Here is a 19,411-nt window from a genome sequence, read left to right on the forward strand (position 1 = left end):
TCCAGAATAACCTGAAAATTCCGAAATCAAACCTTGCTCACTCTATTCGCATTTATTCATTTATAATTCCTTCATCAAATAAATTTGATTCTGTCTATAAATGAATAAACCTCTGGCATTTTTCCAGAGGTTTTTTATTTGTCGGGATGACTGGATTCGAACCAGCGGCCCCCACGTCCCTAACGTGGTGCGCTAACCGGACTGCGCCACATCCCGGAATGATGAAGTTGCAAACCTAGATTTACAAATCATATTTTCAAACAGGAAGAATACATTTTATTTCAGAAGATTACCCTTCTTCTGTTTCAGCGTTATTAGGGATCTTAATTGTAAAGACAGAACCTTTACCTTCTTCTGAATCAAGTAGAATTTCGCCATTTAGACGTTCGATGGACTCACTAACGATAAACAGGCCCAGTCCACTTCCACCCATTTTTTCATCAGAACCCTTATAAAACATGTCGAAGATGTTATTTTTTAGTTTAGGGTTAATGCCGATTCCGTTGTCAGCAACTTTGATAACAACTTCATTATCATCAACCTTGGCACTAATATTTAATTGTGGTTGAGGCTGATTAAGGTTACTGTATCTGATAGCATTGCTGATTAAATTATTCAAAATAATCTCCAATCTATATTTGTCACAGTACAGCTTAACAGTCTGGACAACATCAATAGTTTTTTTGATGTGCTGAGAGCCTATGAAATACTCATGAATGTCTACTGCATTTCTGATAACATCGTTTAGAATAATGTCATCTTTTCTTATCTCAAGGTGAGAATTGCGTGAGTATTGAATAATCTCTTTTAATAGTTCATCCAACCTTTTAACGCTGCCCTCCTGCAGGTCTAAATACTCCCTTATTCTATCAAGGTCTTCTTCTTTTTTTGCCAGATTGATCAAGCCAAGTACTGAAGCCAATGGAGCCCTTAGGTCGTGAGAAGACCTGTATACTAACTCGTCAAGTTCTTTATTGGTCTTTTGAAGTTGCTTAATAAGGTTCTTGTTTTCCAGTCTAAGTTTATAAGCTTCAAGTGCATAATCAATGGTTTCTTTTAGCTCATCTTTATTCCACGGTTTGGTTATGTACCTAAATACTCTGCCCTTATTAATAGCAGAGATTATAGCCTCCATATCGCTATAGCCTGTAAGTATAATCCTGGTAATTTCAGGGTATAGGTTGGCTATCTTTTCCAGAAACTCAACGCCTGTCATATTAGGCATGCGTTGGTCGGTTATGACAAGACGAATTTCATTATCTCTGAGCATTTCTAAACCTTCCTGCGCAGATTTAGCAACAAGAACTTCATATTCCCTTCGGAAAATAATCTTGAAGCTGTCAAGGTTCTTTACCTCATCATCAACATAAAGGATTAACTCTTTATTGTTATCGGGTTTTTTTATGATGCTATCCATAAATGCTCAAATTGTTCCAGAAGTTATCAATTCATTTTAATTGAATCCTTGTTTTGTTGGTAAAGAAACTGTGAATGTTGTCCCATTGTTATCGCTGGTAAAATTTATACTTCCGTTATGGTCTTGAATAATACCTAAACTTATAGATAGTCCAAGCCCTGTGCCCTCACCCGGTTCCTTTGTGGTATAGAAAGGCTCGAATATTCTACTTTGCATCTCTTCTGGTACGCCTGGGCCATTATCTTTTACGGTAATGATAACCCTATCTTCAGCCAATTCAGTTTTTACCAGTATTGCGCCTTCATCCTCTATGGCTTGAACTGCATTGTTTATTAAATTCATTAATACCTGATTAATCTGCCCTGGAGCGCACTCTATTGGCGGAATGTCACCAAATTCCTTAATGATCTCAATTTTGTACTTGTAGTTGTTGTGCAGCATCAAGAGTACATTGTTTATGGTGTCATGTATATTATGCTTTTCAATCTTCTCTTTATCCATGCGGCTAAAGGTTCGTAACCCTTTCACGATTTCAGCGGCCTGCTCAGCTCCCGAATTAATATGGGTAGCCATTTGGTTAAAATCCTGAGCTAGCTCATTCAGGTTATCATTTTCTTCACTTGTTATTTTCTTTACCTCTTCATTAAGTTCTTCTAATAGCATTTTTAGCGCTTCTGAACTTGTTTTTATATAACTAATTGGGTTGTTCAACTCATGAGCAATGCCTGCTACAAGTACACCCAGACTAGCCATTTTTTCGGTATGAATAAGCTGGTCACGGGTGTTTTTTAGCTGATAAACTGTATTTTCCAATTCTTTCTTCTGCACCTCAAGGTTTTCATTTAATGCATGAAGCTCTTCACTTTGTTGCCTTAGCTCTTCTTCAGAAGCACTTAACTCGTAGTTAGTCAGCTTTAATTCTTCCTCTATCTGTTTTATTTTAGAAATGTCATTGATATAAGCACAATTATAAATGGCTCCATCATATTCAATATTGATGGCATTGATTAAAACTGGAAATCTCGACCCATCTTTTTTGATATATGTTGCTTCTACATCTTTCAGTGGTTTGTCACTTCTTTCTTTAAACGTTTTGCCCCACTGCTTTTTATTCATTGAAGGGTCAATGTCATAAATTCTTTTGGTGTTAAACTCTTCTTGGGAAAACTGAGACACCTTTAAAGTCTCCTCATTTACATAATAAAATGAGCCATCTTCTTTTATCCATTCTATTAATATAGGTGCTTTATCTATAGTTTCCTGTGCTAATCTTAACTGCCGCTCAAGATTTTTAGATTCGGTGATGTCTACTATAAAACCTTCCAATGCTTCGAGGCGCCCATAGTCATCATATATGCCAATACCGCGCTCAGTCACCCACTTTTGAGCACCGTTTTTACAAACTATTGGAAAATTTATCTCATAAGGTTGCTGATCTTTCAACGCTCTTTCTATAATCGCTCGGTTTGAGGTTTGAAAGTCTTTCCTGACAATTTTTGTTTCAAAAAATCGCTTCGCATTTTTTATTTCTTCGCTGCTATAACCTGTCAATGGTAGGCAACCATCACTGATGAAAGTTACAGTTGAATATTTATCATTAAGGCATCTATAAGCCATGCCCTGCAGGTTGGTTAGCAGAGTAGCATATGCCTCTTCACTTTCAGAGATTCTTTTATTCTGCTCTGAAATTTCCTGCTGAGCTAGTAATAACCTTTCCTCCTGTAGTATTTCTCTTGTTATGTCTATCATGACACCTTCAAGTGCTACAAGCTTTCCTTTAGCATCATAGACACCTTTGCCCCTGTCAATTACCCATTTTTCGGCACCGCTCTTTGTCTGTATAGGGTATTTAACATTAAAGCTTGTCTTTTCTTTCAAAGCCTTCTTGATTTCTGACCATACCTTCTTATTTATTTTTGGATCAACCAAATCTTTATCAACTTGAAGTATACCTGCACTGAAATCTGTGGCAGGGTAACCTGTTAACTCTTTGGCGCCTTCACTTATGAATGATGTTTTCCAGCTTTTGCCATTAGGAAGGTATTGATATGCCATACCTTGAAGATTAGTTAATAACTCTTGATAAGATTCTTCTCTATATTTTAGCTGATCTGATTTATCTTTAATTTCATTGGTACGATCTACAATCTCCTTTTCTAGCTCCTCAATGATTTGATTACCAGACCTTTTCTCTTTTATCAAGTCTATGAGTTCCTTTTTAGTGAGTTTTTCCAGTGGTCCCAATTTCTTTAAATTCATAACTTTGGCTTTAACACAGTTAGAAAATTAGCTAATTGGAGAGCTAAATCAAATCAAAACGATATTTACACCTTATACAGTACCAGCCTGAGCAAATGCCTAGAAAATCGCTTATATACTTTATTTTTTCTATTTACTGTCTATCTGCGTCAGCTCAGACAGGTAATATTAAAAAGGCGCTGAAGCTGCAGGAGAAAGGAAAAATCGAGAAAGCACAAAAACAGATTGAGAAGGCATTTAAGAAAGATGCAAGTTTACCAGCGGCCATTTATGCTACAGCAAAAATCCAATTTGATACAGCATATCATAATTACAATATAGATAGCGCCTATTTCACCCTATTGGAAGCACGGAAGTATTTCGGTTTGCTCGAAGAAAAGGATATGGAAAAGCATGCTAAAATTGGCGTCAACCTGGTATCGATGGATGAGTTTAAGCGTGAAATAGAAACAGCAGCTTTTTTACGCGCCAGATTAGAGAATACTGAAGATCGGTTGAATTACTTTCTAGAGACTTTTCCTAAGTCGAAGCAAGAGGCCTCGGCTGTCAAGATTAGGGATAGCCTAGCATTCCAAACCGCTAGAAGAACCAATACCTATGGTGCCTATGAAGACTTTATGTCCAAATACCCCAATGCACTTCAATACGATGATGCTAAGCAACGGTATGAGAAACTTTATTTTACGAAAAGTACTGCTGACGGCAAACTTGACAGTTATGTGAAGTTTCTTCAAACGCATGGCACAACACCATACAGGTTTGAGGCAGAAAGAAATATTTATGAAATATCTACAGCAGATAATGAGCCTAAGAGCTATTTGGCGTTTATGGATAAGTACCCAAAAAGCAACTGGGTTAAGAAAGCACGTAGGGTCCTGTATCATGTGCTGAAGGATAAGGGTGAAATTGAAAGTTTTCCCAAAAAATGGCTTACAGATTCGTTAGCGACAATTATAAAATATGACACCATTGGGCCATTAATCCCAGTTTATAAAGCTGGTAAGTATGGTTTTGTGGATTTGAAGGAAAACCAAATCATAAAATCACAATACACCAACATTAATTCCGAGTTGTTGTGCCATGTTTTAGAGACTGATTTTTTTCAGTCGGATGAAGGTGTGATTGCCAGAGATGGGAGTGCTATATTACCAAAGCATAAGGGTGAAGTTGAGGATATGGGAAGTGGCTTATTAAAAGTTAAATACCGAAATAGTTTTAAGGTATTTCACAAATCTGGATGGGAGATAAATTCAGACTATTGGGATGATGTTAAGCTCTTGAATGGAAAATTTATTGCCTTTAAATTAAACGATAAATGGGGTTTAATGTCAGTGGCTGGACGTAACGTGACCAAAGCTGTTTTTGATAACATCTCTACACAGGGCCCGTTTTATATTTTTGAATTAGATGAAAAGTATGATGCCCTCACTGCCAATAAGCTAGCAGAGGCAGTGGACAAAAATCCAATAAACTTCAATCCTATTCATGAGGACTTTGAACTTCTGGAAGGGAATAAACTATGGTTACAATCGACATTCGGAGAGATGGTTTTAGATGAATATCTCAACGAGACCATTCCTTTTAATGAGCAGAAGATAAAAGTGTTAAGTAAGGCGGTAATAGTTAAAGGAAGAGAGAAGATTGAATTGCTAACCATTGAGTATAAGCTCAAAGCCGAAAAGCAATCGGATAAAATGGAATATAACGATGAATATCTAGGGATCAAGATGGCCAATGGTTGGGAGTTATATTCTTTTCTGGACTTCACTCTGATAGATACTTTTGACACGCTGACTTTTTATGGGAGTAATTTTTTGTTGGCTGGTAAAGGTGATACTACCTTAGTTTACTTTGCTGAAAAATCGAAATTGCTCGTTAAAGATATTGAAAGTCTTAAGTTTCTCACATCATCTGGAGCATCACAATACCTGGCCATAAATTATGAAGACAAGAAGAAAACCTACTATTTTGATATGTATGGAAACTTTGTCATCAACGAAAATTTTGAGAGTATAAACCCTATAGGTAAGGAGTATTTGGTCACTACCGATAAAGGGAAAAAAGGGCTGATCAATAATAAAGGAAAAGAGCTGCTTAGACCGAAATATGATGCTGTCGCTAACTATTCAAATGGTTACATATCTTATCTACAAGGCAAGAAATTCGGTTTAATCCATTCTGATTTAGATGTCAAGGTAGACGCAGAGTATGATAGGAATATTGTACCCTATAACTCAAAACTATTAGTGGCTGAAAAGAATGGTAAGTTGGGTTTTGTACGAAATGATGGCAAAGAAATTTCTGATTTTGGTTTTGAGGACATCAAGTTTTGGCAGGATTCGGTAGCACTTGTGAAGACAAACTATCTCTGGAAGTATTTTGATATTTATAATAACACGCTCCGAGATGGTGGATACAAATCATATCACTACCAGTTAAATACGCCAGAAGAGATTGTGATTATAGCCCGAGGAGATCAGGGTTATGGTGTCTTTAGCAGCACCCGGGGAGAAGTAATCGCACCAACATTCAACGATCTTATTAATGTGGGTTCTACCGCTGATCCTATTTATTTTACCGAAAAGCATGTTGAAGAGGCAGAGTTCTATGTGGTTATTTATTATGATAAAACGGGTCAGATAATCAGAAAACAAGCTTTTGAGGCAGCGGATTATATGTTAATTTATTGTGAACAATAGAATTTCCTTCTTATAACTAAGTCTCAATTCCTAATATTGCCATCAGGAATTAAAGAATAAATCATGAAGGCAAATTATCTGCTAGCTCTATTATTTTTATCAACATTTACAGGCCTTAATGCACAAAGCCAAAAGCCAAAGTTAGTGGTAGGTATTGTGGTGGACCAGATGCGTCAGGAGTACCTATATCGTTTTGGTGACAGGTTTCAGGATGACGGTTTTAAAAGATTGATGGGCGAGGGTTTTATGTTTAAAAACATGCATTATAACTACATCCCTACAAAAACTGCCCCTGGTCATGCGTCAATTTATACAGGCACAACACCGGCCATTCATGGCATAGCGGGCAATGATTGGTACCAGCCAGACCTGGAAAGAGAAGTTTATTGTGTAGAAGACGAGCATTATAATACAGTAGGCTCTGATTCAGACAATGGTCAGATGTCACCAAATAGATTGCAGGCCACCACTATAACTGATGAGCTCATGCTTTTTAGTCAATATAAAAGCAAAGTTTTAAGTATGTCATTGAAAGACCGTGGAGCAGTACTTCCTGCAGGGCACAGAGGTGATGCATTTTGGTATGATAACTCTACAGGAGATTTTATAACCAGCACTTATTATATGAGTGAGCTGCCAAAATGGGTTAGCCAATTTAATAAGAGGAGACTGGCAGATGATTACCTGAGTAAAACATGGAATACACTTTATGATATCAGCACTTATAAGGCCAGTAGTGAGGACAATGATAGCGCTGAGAAAACACTCAACGGGCTATTCAAGGGATTTCCTTACGATATGCGCGAGATCAAAAATGATTATGGAATCCTAAGGAATACTCCTTTCGGGAATGATATTTTGGCCGATTTATTTATCGCGGCATTGGATAACAATGACTTTGGAAAGGATAACTATACAGATGTTATAGCCATTAGCTTTTCAGCAACAGACTATATGGGGCATGATTCAGGGCCTTATTCTATTGAAGTGGAAGATGCCTATTTAAGACTAGACCATAATATAGCTGCAATATTGAAAAAGTTAGATGAAAAGGTTGGAAAAGGGAATTACACCGTCTTTCTTACTGCAGACCATGCTGTGGCTCCAATTCCCCAGTATATGAAGAACAATAAATTTGGAACAGACTATTTCAATAAAAGCTCAGAAGTTAAAGAACTTTCTAAACTATTGAATCTGAAATATGGCGAAGCAAAATGGATAGAGTACTCCATTAATAATCAGCTTTATCTAGATCATGATTTGTTAAGAGAAAAGAAGATTGATATTGATGAAATGGCCGACTACATAGCCCAATACATGGCTGATATTGAAGGCGTTCAATTTGTCTATACAGCAAATGAAATAAAGACAACACCATGGAGTGATACAGACATCAAAGGCAAACTGGCCAGAGGTTATAATATTAAAAGGTCTGGTGATGTTATGTATGAATTCTACCCAGGTTGGTTAAATACGCAAACGGGAGATGCTACCACGCATGGTTCTGGCTATAGCTATGATACACATGTGCCAATGCTTTGGTATGGAAATGGAATAAAAAAAGGTGAATCTGTTATGAAGCATAACATTACAGATATAGCTCCAACCTTATCCATGCTCCTCAATATTTCGCTACCCAATGGAGCTACAGGCGAACCATTATATGAGCTATTCGACCACTGATAAAGTGCCATTTTATTTGTTGCCCTTTTTTGAGTATCATTAGGCCTCTTACAAATGGGCTATGACAAAAACTGAAGAATTTAGTAACCGATGGGGCATTGTCCTTGCTTCATTGGGAATGGCAATTGGGGCAGGTAATTTATGGCGCTTTCCTCGCCTGGCTGGGCAATATGGAGGCGCTTTTTTAATACTATGGATTGGCTTTTTGCTTATCTGGTCTATACCTATTTTGTTGGCCGAATTTTCCATTGGTAAGAAGTATAAAAAAGGAGTTATTGGCTCTTTTGGTAGTGTGTCAGGTAAAGGACTTACTTGGGGCGGATTTTTCATTACAGTATGTACTTTGGGTATAGCATTTTATTATGCTGTAGTTACAGGCTGGGCATTGCAGTACCTGGGACTTGCCAGTCAGAACTTATTCTCATTTATTACTGGTAGCAAGACCATTGCTGTTCATTTAGCAGAAGACCCAACTTATTTAGAGACTTATTGGGATGGTATTTCTACTGGCAGTATGTCAACTGTCATCTTGTATATACTGGCTGTCATTGCTGGTATTTATTTATTGATTAAAGGCATTCAAAATGGTCTTGAAAAGGCCAACAAGGTGCTGATACCTAGCCTATTTGGGCTGTTAATTGTGATTACAGTCATTTCGCTAAATATGGAAAATGGCTTCAAAGGGCTAGAGTACATGTTTGCCATTGATACAAAGCACTTTTCTAACCCAACGATCTGGATCGAGGCACTATCACAGTCGGCATGGTCAACAGGAGCAGGTTGGGGATTGATTATGACCATATCCTCTTACTCTAGAAAGAAAGAAGATGTGGTGCTTAATACATTTATTAGTGGGTTTGGAAACAACACTGCTTCAATAATGGCCGGTGTGGCTATTTTGCCTGCTGTTTTCGCATTGGCTACCAGCGAAGGTGAAGCCATCTCATTTCTTCAAAGTGGAAATCAGGCATTGACATTTACCATCATTCCGAAGTTGTTTTCTACCATCACCGGTGGAGCGATTTTGTCGTTCATATTCTTCCTTGCATTTTTTATGGCAGCATTTAGCTCGCTGCTCCCAATGCTTGAGCTTTTCATTAGCAATTTGAAAGACATGGGCATAACCAGAAAGTCCGCAGCCGTACGAGCTGGCGTGTTCTGTATCATATTTGGATTTCCATCAGCCTGGTCGTTGAACTTCTTTAATAATCAGGACTGGGTGTGGGGCATTGGCCTAATTATAAGTGGACTGCTTATTATTATAGTTGTTTTGAAGTATGGAATTTCAAAATTCAAAAAGGACTTTATAGATACAGATTCTGATCTGAATGTTCCATTGAAATATTTCTCAATTACACTATGTTTTAATGTGGTATTGGCCGTAGTGCTGATTTACTGGTGGATGTCCAGAGGGTATTCTGAAAACCCATGGTTTGATGCCAATGGAAACTGGAATGTGTTTGATGTGTATAGTAATGCTTCAGTAGTTACGCAATGGGCGTTGGCCTTGATAGCAGGTATTGCCATCAACAAATATCTTTACAATAAATTTGTCAAATCATGAGTGGAGGAGCTATTATATCAATGATTTTTATAGTAGGAGTAGTTGTAGGCGGCTTCCTTTATTTCTTGAGACTTGCTATGAAAAACGAAAAGTCAAAGAAGGTTGATTAAAAACCACTAACAACTACGGCTAGTTTATCGCCTTGTGGGCTAACGGCTAATCTTGAAATTCCAGATAGGCCAAATTCTTTTAAATCAGCAATTGGCATCCAGCCCTTTTCATTATCATATTGGTGGAGGACATCGCCCTGGCCCATAATCATTATACTTTCTGGTGTCCAGGCTAAATCTTCAGATCCTTCCAGGGCATCAGCTATTTTAACCTTAATACCTGTTTTTGGATCTATAGAGTTGATAGCAAAAGGTGAAGTCTTTTTACTCACATAACTGATCAAAGGCTTATTTGGAATATTAAGCAGGCACCTTCCAATATTATCATCCATAATTTCATTGGTCTTTTTCTTTAAGTTGTACTTTCTCAAAGTAAAGGTGTCACCCAAAACAAAAAGTAATACCGTATTGGCGTCAGCCCAGCAATGGTAGCCAACTACCAAATCATCTATCAAGACTACAGGTTCCTTTTTATTAGGTAAATATTTCACCAAATATTGCATGCTGTCATATATGCAGCTAAAGGATTTTTCTCCATATACAGGTGTTGGTGAGTATTCATTTGCCCTTGTGTTGATTAGGTACTCATTGGTTTTCTTATCAAAATCATAAAGCGCGACATCGGTCTGACCATCTTGGGTGCTGGTGTACATTAAATTGCTCTCAGGAGTAAAATGAGGCTGATTATCATAACCTTCATTTTTATTAGAAACGTTAATAGGATTGCTTACCTCGTACTTCCCATTGGTGGAATTGAGGTCAAAAACATAAACTTCAGTGTCTGGCTGAGCCAGAGCAGCGGTGGTGGCAAATAGTAGTAAAATGATTAATCTCATAAGGCAAGATAATCACTTTAATATAAATGGGCTAAACTTTTACGCCAACAACTCTGAATGGCAGCAATAATATTGCTTTAATCAACTCAAACAGAGCATTTATTGATACGCCTACAAGTCTGAAAGGAATTGAAATTATCCAGATGATGGGGTAAAGGAAAATAGCAAGAATAGCTATTGGCCAACACAGCACAAATAGTAAACACCAAAGCAAAAAGGACATTAAAAATCTCATGATTGTATGAACGAAAAACCCGCTTTAAGGTTGACATAATAAGCAGCCATAAAGGTAGTTATTGAATGTATCTTTTGAAGATGCCAAATTTTGAAGATGCAACTGCTAATTAGAGATGTCATAAATAGGCATTTAAGGCCAAACCAATTACATTTGAGACTTATTGTTAGTGAAGGAGATGAGATATTTTTTACGCGGATTAGTACTGATTTTAATCACCGCTGTTTCTGTTGCCCAGTCAAAGGATTTTCAACTTATATACAAGAATGGTAAGGTAGGCCTGTCCGATGCCAATGGAAATGTTATTATTCCTGCTGAATATGAAAAGCTAGGATGGAGCACGGGAAATGAGGAGCCACAGTCTAATACTATTGGGTATAAAAAAGGTGAATTGTGGGGTTTGTTGACACTTAACAATCAAAGAATAACAGAGGCAGAATACACCAGTTTATATCCAGCCAAAGGTGGATTTTATATTGCCTCAGTTCGAGGAAAAGTTAGTCATAACGATTTTTTAGGAGTTATTACCAATCAGGGAAAAATCATTATTCCATTTAAATACAATGCCATAAAAGTGGTAGACCTTAGGGCTGTCGTTGGAATTAAATATGGAAGACAATACAAGTTTGGTGTTGTTGATATGACCGATAAGTCAATCATTCCAGTAGAATATAAGGAGATAATCAGCCTCGGCCAGTTAAGGTTTGCAGTCAAAAACTTTGAGAACAAAACGGCCATTTTTTCCGATGCCGGAAAGCCCATGGTAGATTTTGTGTTGGATAGCATTTCCAATTATCGGAATGGGCATGCTATTATTTATGCCAATCATCAATTAGGTGTGGTAGATAATAATGGTCAGATAATAGAAGAACCACAGTATCAGGATGTGCTCTTGGATGATGATTTGCAAGTAAAGGGATTTGACGAATGGCAAGTGCTCAAAGCAGGTAAAGCTTCATCATCAATGTACTATGATCATATAAGGCCATTTGGAGAACAGAATTATAAAGTGGGAGCTAATGGAAAAAGCTGGGTAATTAGTAAGGATAATGAACCTCTTACACCACAGAGGTTTACCTATATAGATGAACCGGTGAATGGTAAAATGTTATTCAGGTATCATAATAAATGGGGTATTATCAATAGCGATGGTGAAATATTTATGAAGCCGAAGTATGATTCCCTGATCCTTAATAAGGATGTTATTTATGCTAAAAGTAAAGGCAATTGGTCATTATTCGACTTTCATGGCGTGCAAAAATCCAATACCAATTATGAAGAGATTGGAAAACGTACGGGCTATTACTATCCTGTGAAAAAGAAGAACCACTGGGGCTTTATTGATAGGTCAGGGGAAGAAATTATTCATTGTGTGTATGATCAGGTGGGTGAGATCATCAATAACATGGTGGTGGTGAGATTTCATGGTGAATATGGCATTCTCGATAAAATGGGCGAATGGGTTGTTTTACCTCAAAGGGGGAGACTCACGATTATCAATGATGACTATTACCTTATTAAATCTGGAAAGTTAAGCACATTGAAAAGCTATGATGATGAGACCATTTACTTTACAGAAAATAAAGTGGATATTATGGAAGATCATTTGCTTGAGCATTTATCTGATGGAGGATTATGGAAAATTGATTTTAATGGAAGAATAGTAAACCGGGATATTCCGCAACAGCGTTTTGAAGAAATCAGGTCTTCAGGAGCTGGTTTATTTGCAGTTAAGTATCAGGGCCGGTTTGGTTTTGTTGATAATCAGAACAGGCTCATAATAGCCAATAGATATGAAAATGTGGGCGACTTTGGTGATGGTCTAATTGCTGTTAAGTTGTTGGGAAAATGGGGTTATATTGATAGATATGAAAAGATAATTATCCAACCCGTTTATACCGAGGTGAGCATCTTTAAAAATAATATGGCCATTGTAAAAGCACCATCAGGATATGGAATAATAGATAAGGAAGGCAAAAAGCTTACTCCTCAAAACTTTGATGAAATTACGGTCCTGCCATCTGGTAGATTCCTCGTTAAAAAACAGGGTAAGTATGGACTGCTGGATACCGAAGGAAGCTTTTTGATTAATGCTAAATACGATATGCTTGAGGAGGTAAATGACATGTATGTCAAAGTAAGTCTTTTTAATAAATATGGTGTTCTTTCTAATAATGGGGTAGATGTTATTCCCATTATGTATGACGACCTTTTTTATGATGCCAGGTTCGATGAATATCTCGTGATGAAAAAATCATCATGGGTAAAAGTAGCGCAATAATATTTTTAGTAGCTTTAGGCTTTACTTAAAAACATATGTCAGCCTGGACCACAGTTATTTTTCTTGTTATTTCCGGATTTGTCCTTCTTATTGTTGAAGTACTATTTGTGCCGGGCACTACAGTAGTTGGTATATTAGGATTGATTGCCACGGTATTGGGCATTTACCTAAGTTTTGACTATTTCGGAAGTGAAGTAGGGTGGTGGTTTACACTGGGGTCAACTATGTTTTTTGGGCTTGCGATTTATATTAGCTTCAGGAACAAGACATGGGAAAAGCTGGCACTAAAAGATACCAATGTTGGCAAAGTGAATGAAGGGCTCACCGATAGCCTGACTGTAGGAGATAAAGGGATGGCTATTTCTACTTTAAAGCCTATAGGCAAGGCAGAGCTTAATGATAAAGAATACGAAGTAAGAACCACGGGTTCTTATGTGGATTCTGGCACAACTGTGCAGATAATAAAAATTGAAAAAAATAATATAATAGTAGAACCAATCAACTAAAACTAATGGAAGAATTCGGATTAATTGCGATTATTTTTCTGGGCATAATAGGCTTTTTTATATTCATCTATTTTATCCCAGTAGGGCTATGGATTACAGCCCGTTTCTCAAATGTTAATGTAGGCTTATTTGAGCTTATGTTCATGAGAATACGAAAAGTGCCACCAGGAGTAGTTGTAAATTCAATGATTACAGCTACTAAAGCGGGACTTATTGTTAGTACAAAAGAATTAGAAACTCACTACTTGGCTGGTGGTCATGTGCCTTCAGTTATTAAGGCATTGATTTCTGCTGACAAGGCGAATATCAACTTGACTTTTAAACAGGCTACGGCTATTGACCTTGCAGGTCGTGATGTATTTGAGGCGGTGCAGATATCTGTAAACCCAAAGGTGATAACCACACCTAAAGTAGCAGCTGTTGCCGCTGATGGTATTCAGCTGATTGCTATTGCAAGAGTAACCGTAAGAGCTAATATCCAGCAGTTGGTTGGTGGTGCCGGAGAAGATACTATTCTTGCCAGAGTTGGTGAAGGTATTGTAACTTCTATTGGTTCTGCAGAGTCACACAAAAATGTATTAGAGAATCCTGATAAAATTTCTAAGCTGGTATTGCAAAGAGGTCTGGACGCAGGTACTGCATTTGAGATACTCTCAATTGATATTGCGGATGTAGATGTGGGTGCTAATATTGGAGCGAAACTTCAAACCGATCAGGCTAGTGCTGATCTTAAAGTGGCGGAGGCTAAGGCTGAAGAGCGTAGAGCCATGGCTGTAGCAGTAGAGCAAGAGATGAAGGCGAAAGCACAGGAGGCAAGAGCAAAAGTAATTGAAGCTGAGGCTGAAGTGCCAAAAGCTATGGCCGAAGCCTTTAGACAGGGTAATCTGGGCATCATGGATTACTACAAAATGGATAATATCCAGGCTGATACTGATATGCGAGAGTCTATCGCAAAACCTGGAAAAGGATCTTCTAAATCGAAAGGTAAGGGAGAGTAATAAAGCTTAATTGATGATAAGAAAGGCGCCTCATGGGCGCCTTTCTATGTTTTACAAAAGTATTATTAGTATTCTAGATCACATGTCGGGCAAGAGAAGTTCTTTTATTAAGAAATATGGGTATTTACTGATCTTGTTAATCATCGCAATTCTGTTGTCTTGGGGGTTTTATGATCAAAAAACACACACGCTTTCGCTGGAAGGACATTCTAAATACGTGATTGGGACAGTAATTGGGAAACAGCATCGAAAAAGTAGAGGTGATTGGGCTAAATACCAGTATTTAATTAATGGTGAAAAACACACCGGAAGTCAGAAGATAAACGTCAATGTTGAAATTGAAATTGGAGATAAGTTTAAGGTAAAGTATGATTCATTGGATCCAGATAATTCAGAAATGATATTTCTAGAACCAATGAAATAGCTAATTACAGGATGCTTGTCAAATATTAGGCTTTTGGCCAATGTAAAATCTTACTCCTCATCACGGTAGCAATTGACAAAGCCCTGATCTTAATTTGCTCTGCATTGTTGCCCTTAAATAACTCATCTACCGTTGTATTGAATACCTCAAGCCAGACTTGAAAGTGTTGTTCGGTTAAGGCATGTTGCTCATTCAGGTCTTGATGAACAGCCAGCACATTGCCCTTGTATATTGTCTTTTGAAAAAGAGTACTCTCCCAAAAATCGCAGATAATGGGCAGGTGTTTTTTCAAATTCAACTTGGCTACATCGGTAAATAGAAAACCAATGTCTTTATTATTTATCACCTTTTGATAGAAGGAATCCATTAGTGACTCTATATCCTTCCGGTTTGAAATGTCGCCCATTAATTATTTGTCTTAAACATTGACAATATTACCTGATTGGGTCAATTTGCATGTAACCTAAAGTAAATAATCATGAAAATAGTTTCCTGGAATGTGAATGGCATCCGAGCCATTATAAAGAAAGACTTTAAGAATAGTATTGATGCGTTAAGTCCTGATGTCTTTTGTCTTCAGGAAACTAAGGCGCCTTTAGAGGAGGCGCAAACTGCACTTCAGATATTTGATGATTATACAAGTTATGTTAATTACTCTAAGGCCAGAAAGGGCTATTCGGGCACAGCTATTGTAACTAAGGAAAAGGTGGTGAATGTTACACATGACATTGGTATTGAGGAGCATGATCAGGAAGGGCGTGTGAATACTGCGGAATTTGAAAAATTCTTCTTGGTAAACGTATATACCCCAAACTCCGGAGCAGGCCTAAAACGTCTCGATTATCGCGAAGATTGGGATAAGCAATTTTTGCATTATTTAAAGAATTTAGAAAATAAGAAACCAGTAATTCTTTGCGGTGATCTTAATGTCGCACATCAGGAAATTGACATCGCCAGAGCGAAAGAAAACTACAATAAGTCAGCCGGGTACACTCAGCGAGAGATCGATGGCTTTGAAACTTATTTGGAAAACGGATTTGTAGATTCTTTTAGAAATATGCATCCAGATGAAGTAAAATACAGTTATTGGAATTATATGTTCAATGCAAGAAGCAGAAATGTTGGCTGGAGAATTGATTATTTCCTTGTAAATCAATCACTTATGGAGAAGGTGGAGGCCGCTGAAATCCATAATGAATTTATGGGCTCTGATCATTGCCCAATTAGCATTACTATCAAAATATGATTTTCGAGAAATAGTGTGATTACGCTACATGGCATAGAGAATGACACTTTTTGGATTGTAGATTTTTTCTCACATATTGCGAAGTAAAATATTAATTCAACCTGTAAACCAAACCGAAAGGGCGTCCTAACCAGACGCCTTTTTTTATACTATAGGTAATCCGTTAGCGTCTGTAGTCAGCACTTCGCTCATGTAATTGAAATAAGGACGTAGAAGCGCAAATCGCTCTGATACCTTTTGAGCAAAACCTTTACTATTTGCTTCTTCATCGCTAAAGTGGCTCACAAAGTAGAATTGCTTATACCTGATCAAATCAATGGCAGGGTGCTCTTTATCAAATCCTTTTGGGGCAGTTTTTAATTGTTCACCCTGAAGTTGTCCAAAATGCTTTTTGAACTGTTTGTCACTTAAGATTTGGCGCATTGGCTCTTGATCTTCAACTATTTCTTCTCTAATTCTTTGAAGATCTTCTTTAGAAGGAGAAAAGAATCCTCCTCCTATCAATACATTGCCTGGCTCCAGGTGAAAATAGTAGCCACCGCGGAGCCATTTAGTTCCTCTTTTAAAAGACCCACTAAAATGGGTTTTGTAGGGTGATTTATCTTTAGAGAACCTGACATCCCTATAAATTCTGAAAAGTGATTTTTTCCCTGACACTGTTTCAATGTCATCGTGTTTCTTCATCTCAGATAAGAGATCATCGGCAAATGAAATTACGGACTTATGCGCTGCGACATACTTGTCTTTATTTTCACCAAACCAATCTCTGTTGTTATTCTTTCTGAGGTTATTCAGGAACTTGAAGACGAATGGATCGATGGAACTCATGAATAGATATCATTAAGGATCCCCGCCAATCTTATACCGGCTTGCTGAAGTCTTTTTTCCACTGTTGGCCAGTTATCATACCTATATTGGTAGCCAAGTCTTTTGTTTTCTGGTAGATTGTAAACTTGCTTTCTTAAGTCCATCGATTCTTTTGCCCAGACAAGCACATCATCCTGTTGCCAAAGTTTGATAATGTTCGGATCGACATGATCTATAGAAGAAGCCAATTCAGTATAGCTAAATTCTTTGCTTTGAATCATGTCTGAATCCCAAATCCTATGGAGGTTAGAATCTTCACCAAACCAGCTTACCTTGACGGCATTGCCTCCGATATCTTCACCTGTGCCTACGTGCAATGGCTGATGAATATCGCCTACAAGATGAACTAGTATTTTGAGATTCATAACCTCTTGCTCTTTGGTAAGCGTTCCCGATTTTAGTTCTTCTATAACTCTATTAATGGTCTGTATTACATCTCCATTTTCGTTCTTTTCGGTTTCTGCATAGGTTTTTCCTTCTGGAATAGTTACCCAATGCCAGTCACTCGCATGCCTGAAATCTGGATTAGATTTCTGATCGTCCATCCAAACGCTAATAATAGCAAGTGACTCATGAAAAAGTAGCTCTTTAAGCTTCTTTTTTGTTTTCTTTTTGAGGTGCTTCTGTGCCACTAGCCCAACAGTTCGGTGTCCAATTTGTCCCCATGAAAATGCTTGCTCAGCACTAAAAATTGTGATTAATAAAAATGCGATTACTCTAACTCTAATCATGTCTTACTCTTTGAAAAGCTAAAAATATCAAAAACATTATTAACGGTTGTTAATAAATAATGATGTGTATATAAAATTTGATTTTTTTATTTAGACGGTTCTGACTCCTTATCCAAATCGAATAAGTCATTCAGTACGTCTATCAAGGTTTCAGCTTCACCTCTTTTACATGCTGCTTTAAGCTGTAATACTGGCAACTTCATGATTTTCTGCATCATGCTTTTCGTTACTGTGTCAACAACCTTAGCCTCATCGCTAGAAGCATCTTTTAAATAACGCTGAATTTCTTCCTGACGGATGTTTTCTAAAGCTCCCTTTAGTTTTTTGATAGTAGGAGAAACTATCATTTCTTTTGACCAATCTTCAAAATCGACTAACGACTCATTGATGATGTTTTCAACATCAGGAACCGCAGCTATTCGCTTGTTCAGTGTTTCTGAAGCTTTACTCTGGATATTATCAATGTTGTAAAGTAATGCGCCTGGCACATCTTCAATGGTCATCTCAATACTCCTTGGAACAGAAAGGTCAATGAAGAACTTTGGAGTTAATATTTCTATCTGAGAAACACTTCCTTTAGTAATTGTTGGTTCATCCCTGGCAACAGAGCAAACGACAACATCAAAAGTAGAAAGGTCGCTTAGAGCTGCTTCGAAAGCAAGTGTTGGGAAGCCACATTCAGCACCCAATGATTCAGCTTTTGCTGCCGTACGGTTAGCAATAACTATATCCTTTTTACTGCCTACAAAATTTCTGCAAACGTCTTGGCCAATCTCACCTAAACCAAGGATCAATATCTTAGGATTTGCAATTTCAGCAGTAATATCTTCGATTAATTCTTTAGTAGCATATGATACAGAAGCCGCACCATCTCTGAATGATGTTTCCTGAACTACACGTTTGTTAGCATAGAAGATTGTGTGCATTAACCTATGCAAAAATGGACCTGCTGTGTTTTCATCAGCACTCCATTGATAGGCTTTTTTCACCTGATTAGAGATCTGAATATCTCCAACCACCTGAGCATCCAGCCCCATAGAGACATTAAAAAGGTGCTTCACCGCATCATGATTTTCTGCAATGCACGATAAATATGATGCAACAATACCTTTGTCAACACCTTTGATCAAAGCAAGCCCGGTAGCAATTTCATTGTTAAGGTCAGTACTGAAGTTATAATAAATTTCAGTTCTATTACAGGTAGAAAGTATCAGGATGTCAGTAGCAGCAGTATTATTATTAATAAACTGCATCAATTCCTTGGCCTGAATTTCATCCAATGCCAGCTTCTCACGCACCTCGATAGGTGTGCTTTTAAATGATAGTCCGGTGACTTTGAAGGTATTCTCCATGAACTTGCAAATCTAATCAGTTATGAATTGTTTTGAAAACACCCACGATAATTTAGAATGCATTCAAATTATTACATCTGACAAATATAAAAAGGCTCAATACTTATTAACCTCCTTCCGATCAGATATTTAAATGATAAAAATCAGTTTGTGATTTTATTGATATATAAATAAATAATGATTAGTTTGAATAATAAATAATT

At 37.4% G+C, this 19,411-nt stretch carries 16 protein-coding genes and 1 tRNA gene; 9 read left to right on the top strand and 8 right to left on the bottom strand.

All coding sequences use genetic code 11. The features are described from left to right. Window positions 1-141: 141 nt before the first annotated feature. The 3 genes from E1140_RS19955 to E1140_RS19965 all read right to left on the bottom strand — a co-directional run bounded on the left by E1140_RS19955 (window position 142) and on the right by E1140_RS19965 (window position 3,676). Window positions 142-216: transfer RNA gene (locus E1140_RS19955), tRNA-Pro, on the bottom strand. 73 nt (window positions 217-289) lie between these two features. Then, on the bottom strand, window positions 290-1,417 hold the full coding sequence (locus tag E1140_RS19960) for a hybrid sensor histidine kinase/response regulator (protein ID WP_155188336.1): 1,128 nt from the start codon (window positions 1,415-1,417) through the stop codon (window positions 290-292). A gap of 36 nt (window positions 1,418-1,453) precedes the next feature. Beyond that, window positions 1,454-3,676 (bottom strand): PAS domain S-box protein, encoded by a 2,223-nt coding sequence (locus tag E1140_RS19965; RefSeq protein WP_155188338.1) that lies wholly within the window; start codon window positions 3,674-3,676, stop codon window positions 1,454-1,456. 95 nt (window positions 3,677-3,771) lie between these two features. On the opposite strand from E1140_RS19965, the gene E1140_RS19970 reads away from it, so the two are divergent. From E1140_RS19970 to E1140_RS19985, 4 genes are all read left to right on the top strand, one after another. Next, a complete protein-coding gene (locus E1140_RS19970) occupies window positions 3,772-6,375 on the top strand; it encodes a WG repeat-containing protein (protein WP_155188340.1) in 2,604 nt (867 codons plus the stop codon). Window positions 6,376-6,438: 63 nt separating this feature from the next. Next, window positions 6,439-8,058, top strand: a complete 1,620-nt coding sequence (gene pafA, locus E1140_RS19975) for an alkaline phosphatase PafA (RefSeq protein WP_155188342.1) — start codon at window positions 6,439-6,441, stop codon at window positions 8,056-8,058. A 61-nt stretch (window positions 8,059-8,119) separates the two neighbouring features. Beyond that, on the top strand, window positions 8,120-9,622 hold the full coding sequence (locus E1140_RS19980) for a sodium-dependent transporter (protein WP_155188344.1): 1,503 nt from the start codon (window positions 8,120-8,122) through the stop codon (window positions 9,620-9,622). 20 nt (window positions 9,623-9,642) lie between these two features. Next, complete coding sequence (locus tag E1140_RS19985; RefSeq protein WP_246203073.1) at window positions 9,643-9,732, top strand: hypothetical protein; 90 nt, start codon at window positions 9,643-9,645, stop codon at window positions 9,730-9,732. Here the strand turns inward: E1140_RS19985 and E1140_RS19990 are convergent. Continuing rightward, the gene (locus E1140_RS19990) at window positions 9,729-10,568 is read right to left on the bottom strand and encodes a hypothetical protein (RefSeq protein ID WP_155188347.1); all 840 of its coding nucleotides are present in this window, start codon (window positions 10,566-10,568) and stop codon (window positions 9,729-9,731) included. The two genes, E1140_RS19985 and E1140_RS19990, sit on opposite strands and share 4 nt — an antisense overlap. Before the next feature lie 413 nt (window positions 10,569-10,981). On the opposite strand from E1140_RS19990, the gene E1140_RS19995 reads away from it, so the two are divergent. Genes E1140_RS19995 through E1140_RS20010 form a run of 4 tightly spaced genes read left to right on the top strand, consistent with a single transcriptional unit; the run spans window position 10,982 to window position 15,012 of the window. Next, complete coding sequence (locus tag E1140_RS19995; protein WP_155188349.1) at window positions 10,982-13,084, top strand: WG repeat-containing protein; 2,103 nt, start codon at window positions 10,982-10,984, stop codon at window positions 13,082-13,084. Between the two features lie 35 nt (window positions 13,085-13,119). Further along, entirely contained in the window at window positions 13,120-13,590 is a 471-nt protein-coding gene (locus tag E1140_RS20000) for an NfeD family protein (RefSeq protein ID WP_155188351.1), read from the top strand. 5 nt (window positions 13,591-13,595) lie between these two features. Then, entirely contained in the window at window positions 13,596-14,588 is a 993-nt protein-coding gene (gene floA, locus E1140_RS20005; RefSeq protein WP_155188353.1) for a flotillin-like protein FloA, read from the top strand. Between the two features lie 13 nt (window positions 14,589-14,601). Further along, window positions 14,602-15,012, top strand: coding sequence for a hypothetical protein (locus tag E1140_RS20010; RefSeq protein WP_155188355.1), 411 nt, complete (start codon window positions 14,602-14,604; stop codon window positions 15,010-15,012). A gap of 25 nt (window positions 15,013-15,037) precedes the next feature. On the opposite strand, the gene E1140_RS20015 is transcribed toward E1140_RS20010, so the two are convergent. Continuing rightward, window positions 15,038-15,418, bottom strand: coding sequence for a group III truncated hemoglobin (locus E1140_RS20015; RefSeq protein ID WP_155188357.1), 381 nt, complete (start codon window positions 15,416-15,418; stop codon window positions 15,038-15,040). 72 nt (window positions 15,419-15,490) lie between these two features. Here E1140_RS20015 and E1140_RS20020 point away from each other — a divergent pair, with 72 nt between their 5' ends. Next, window positions 15,491-16,258 carry an exodeoxyribonuclease III gene (locus E1140_RS20020; protein WP_155188359.1) on the top strand — a complete coding sequence of 256 codons (768 nt, stop codon included), beginning with the start codon at window positions 15,491-15,493 and terminating at the stop codon, window positions 16,256-16,258. Between the two features lie 144 nt (window positions 16,259-16,402). On the opposite strand, the gene E1140_RS20025 is transcribed toward E1140_RS20020, so the two are convergent. The 3 genes from E1140_RS20025 to hemA form a co-directional block, all read right to left on the bottom strand. After that, window positions 16,403-17,086, bottom strand: coding sequence for a DUF2461 domain-containing protein (locus E1140_RS20025; RefSeq protein WP_155188361.1), 684 nt, complete (start codon window positions 17,084-17,086; stop codon window positions 16,403-16,405). Then, window positions 17,083-17,856: a S1/P1 nuclease gene (locus E1140_RS20030; RefSeq protein ID WP_155188363.1), complete on the bottom strand. Its 774-nt coding sequence runs from the start codon at window positions 17,854-17,856 to the stop codon at window positions 17,083-17,085. Before E1140_RS20030 ends, E1140_RS20025 begins: the two co-directional genes overlap by 4 nt. A gap of 86 nt (window positions 17,857-17,942) precedes the next feature. Further along, window positions 17,943-19,208, bottom strand: coding sequence for a glutamyl-tRNA reductase (gene hemA / locus E1140_RS20035; protein ID WP_155188365.1), 1,266 nt, complete (start codon window positions 19,206-19,208; stop codon window positions 17,943-17,945). Window positions 19,209-19,411: the final 203 nt, after the last annotated feature.

Source organism: Fulvivirga lutimaris (assembly GCF_009711525.1).
Lineage (GTDB): Bacteria > Bacteroidota > Bacteroidia > Cytophagales > Cyclobacteriaceae > Fulvivirga > Fulvivirga lutimaris.

Bases quoted from the DNA above. Each gene is read 5' to 3' on its own strand.
- E1140_RS19960 (WP_155188336.1), bottom strand. From the start codon at position 1,417: ATGGATAGCATCATAAAAAAACCCGATAACAATAAAGAGTTAATCCTT.
- E1140_RS19985 (WP_246203073.1), top strand. From the start codon at position 9,643: ATGATTTTTATAGTAGGAGTAGTTGTAGGCGGCTTCCTTTATTTCTTG.
- E1140_RS20020 (WP_155188359.1), top strand. From the start codon at position 15,491: ATGAAAATAGTTTCCTGGAATGTGAATGGCATCCGAGCCATTATAAAG.
- E1140_RS19995 (WP_155188349.1), top strand. From the start codon at position 10,982: ATGAGATATTTTTTACGCGGATTAGTACTGATTTTAATCACCGCTGTT.
- E1140_RS19970 (WP_155188340.1), top strand. From the start codon at position 3,772: ATGCCTAGAAAATCGCTTATATACTTTATTTTTTCTATTTACTGTCTA.
- E1140_RS20030 (WP_155188363.1), bottom strand. From the start codon at position 17,856: ATGATTAGAGTTAGAGTAATCGCATTTTTATTAATCACAATTTTTAGT.
- E1140_RS19965 (WP_155188338.1), bottom strand. From the start codon at position 3,676: ATGAATTTAAAGAAATTGGGACCACTGGAAAAACTCACTAAAAAGGAA.
- E1140_RS20010 (WP_155188355.1), top strand. From the start codon at position 14,602: ATGATAAGAAAGGCGCCTCATGGGCGCCTTTCTATGTTTTACAAAAGT.
- E1140_RS19990 (WP_155188347.1), bottom strand. From the start codon at position 10,568: ATGAGATTAATCATTTTACTACTATTTGCCACCACCGCTGCTCTGGCT.
- E1140_RS20025 (WP_155188361.1), bottom strand. From the start codon at position 17,086: ATGAGTTCCATCGATCCATTCGTCTTCAAGTTCCTGAATAACCTCAGA.
- E1140_RS20015 (WP_155188357.1), bottom strand. From the start codon at position 15,418: ATGGGCGACATTTCAAACCGGAAGGATATAGAGTCACTAATGGATTCC.
- E1140_RS20000 (WP_155188351.1), top strand. From the start codon at position 13,120: ATGTCAGCCTGGACCACAGTTATTTTTCTTGTTATTTCCGGATTTGTC.
- floA (WP_155188353.1), top strand. From the start codon at position 13,596: ATGGAAGAATTCGGATTAATTGCGATTATTTTTCTGGGCATAATAGGC.
- pafA (WP_155188342.1), top strand. From the start codon at position 6,439: ATGAAGGCAAATTATCTGCTAGCTCTATTATTTTTATCAACATTTACA.
- hemA (WP_155188365.1), bottom strand. From the start codon at position 19,208: ATGGAGAATACCTTCAAAGTCACCGGACTATCATTTAAAAGCACACCT.
- E1140_RS19980 (WP_155188344.1), top strand. From the start codon at position 8,120: ATGACAAAAACTGAAGAATTTAGTAACCGATGGGGCATTGTCCTTGCT.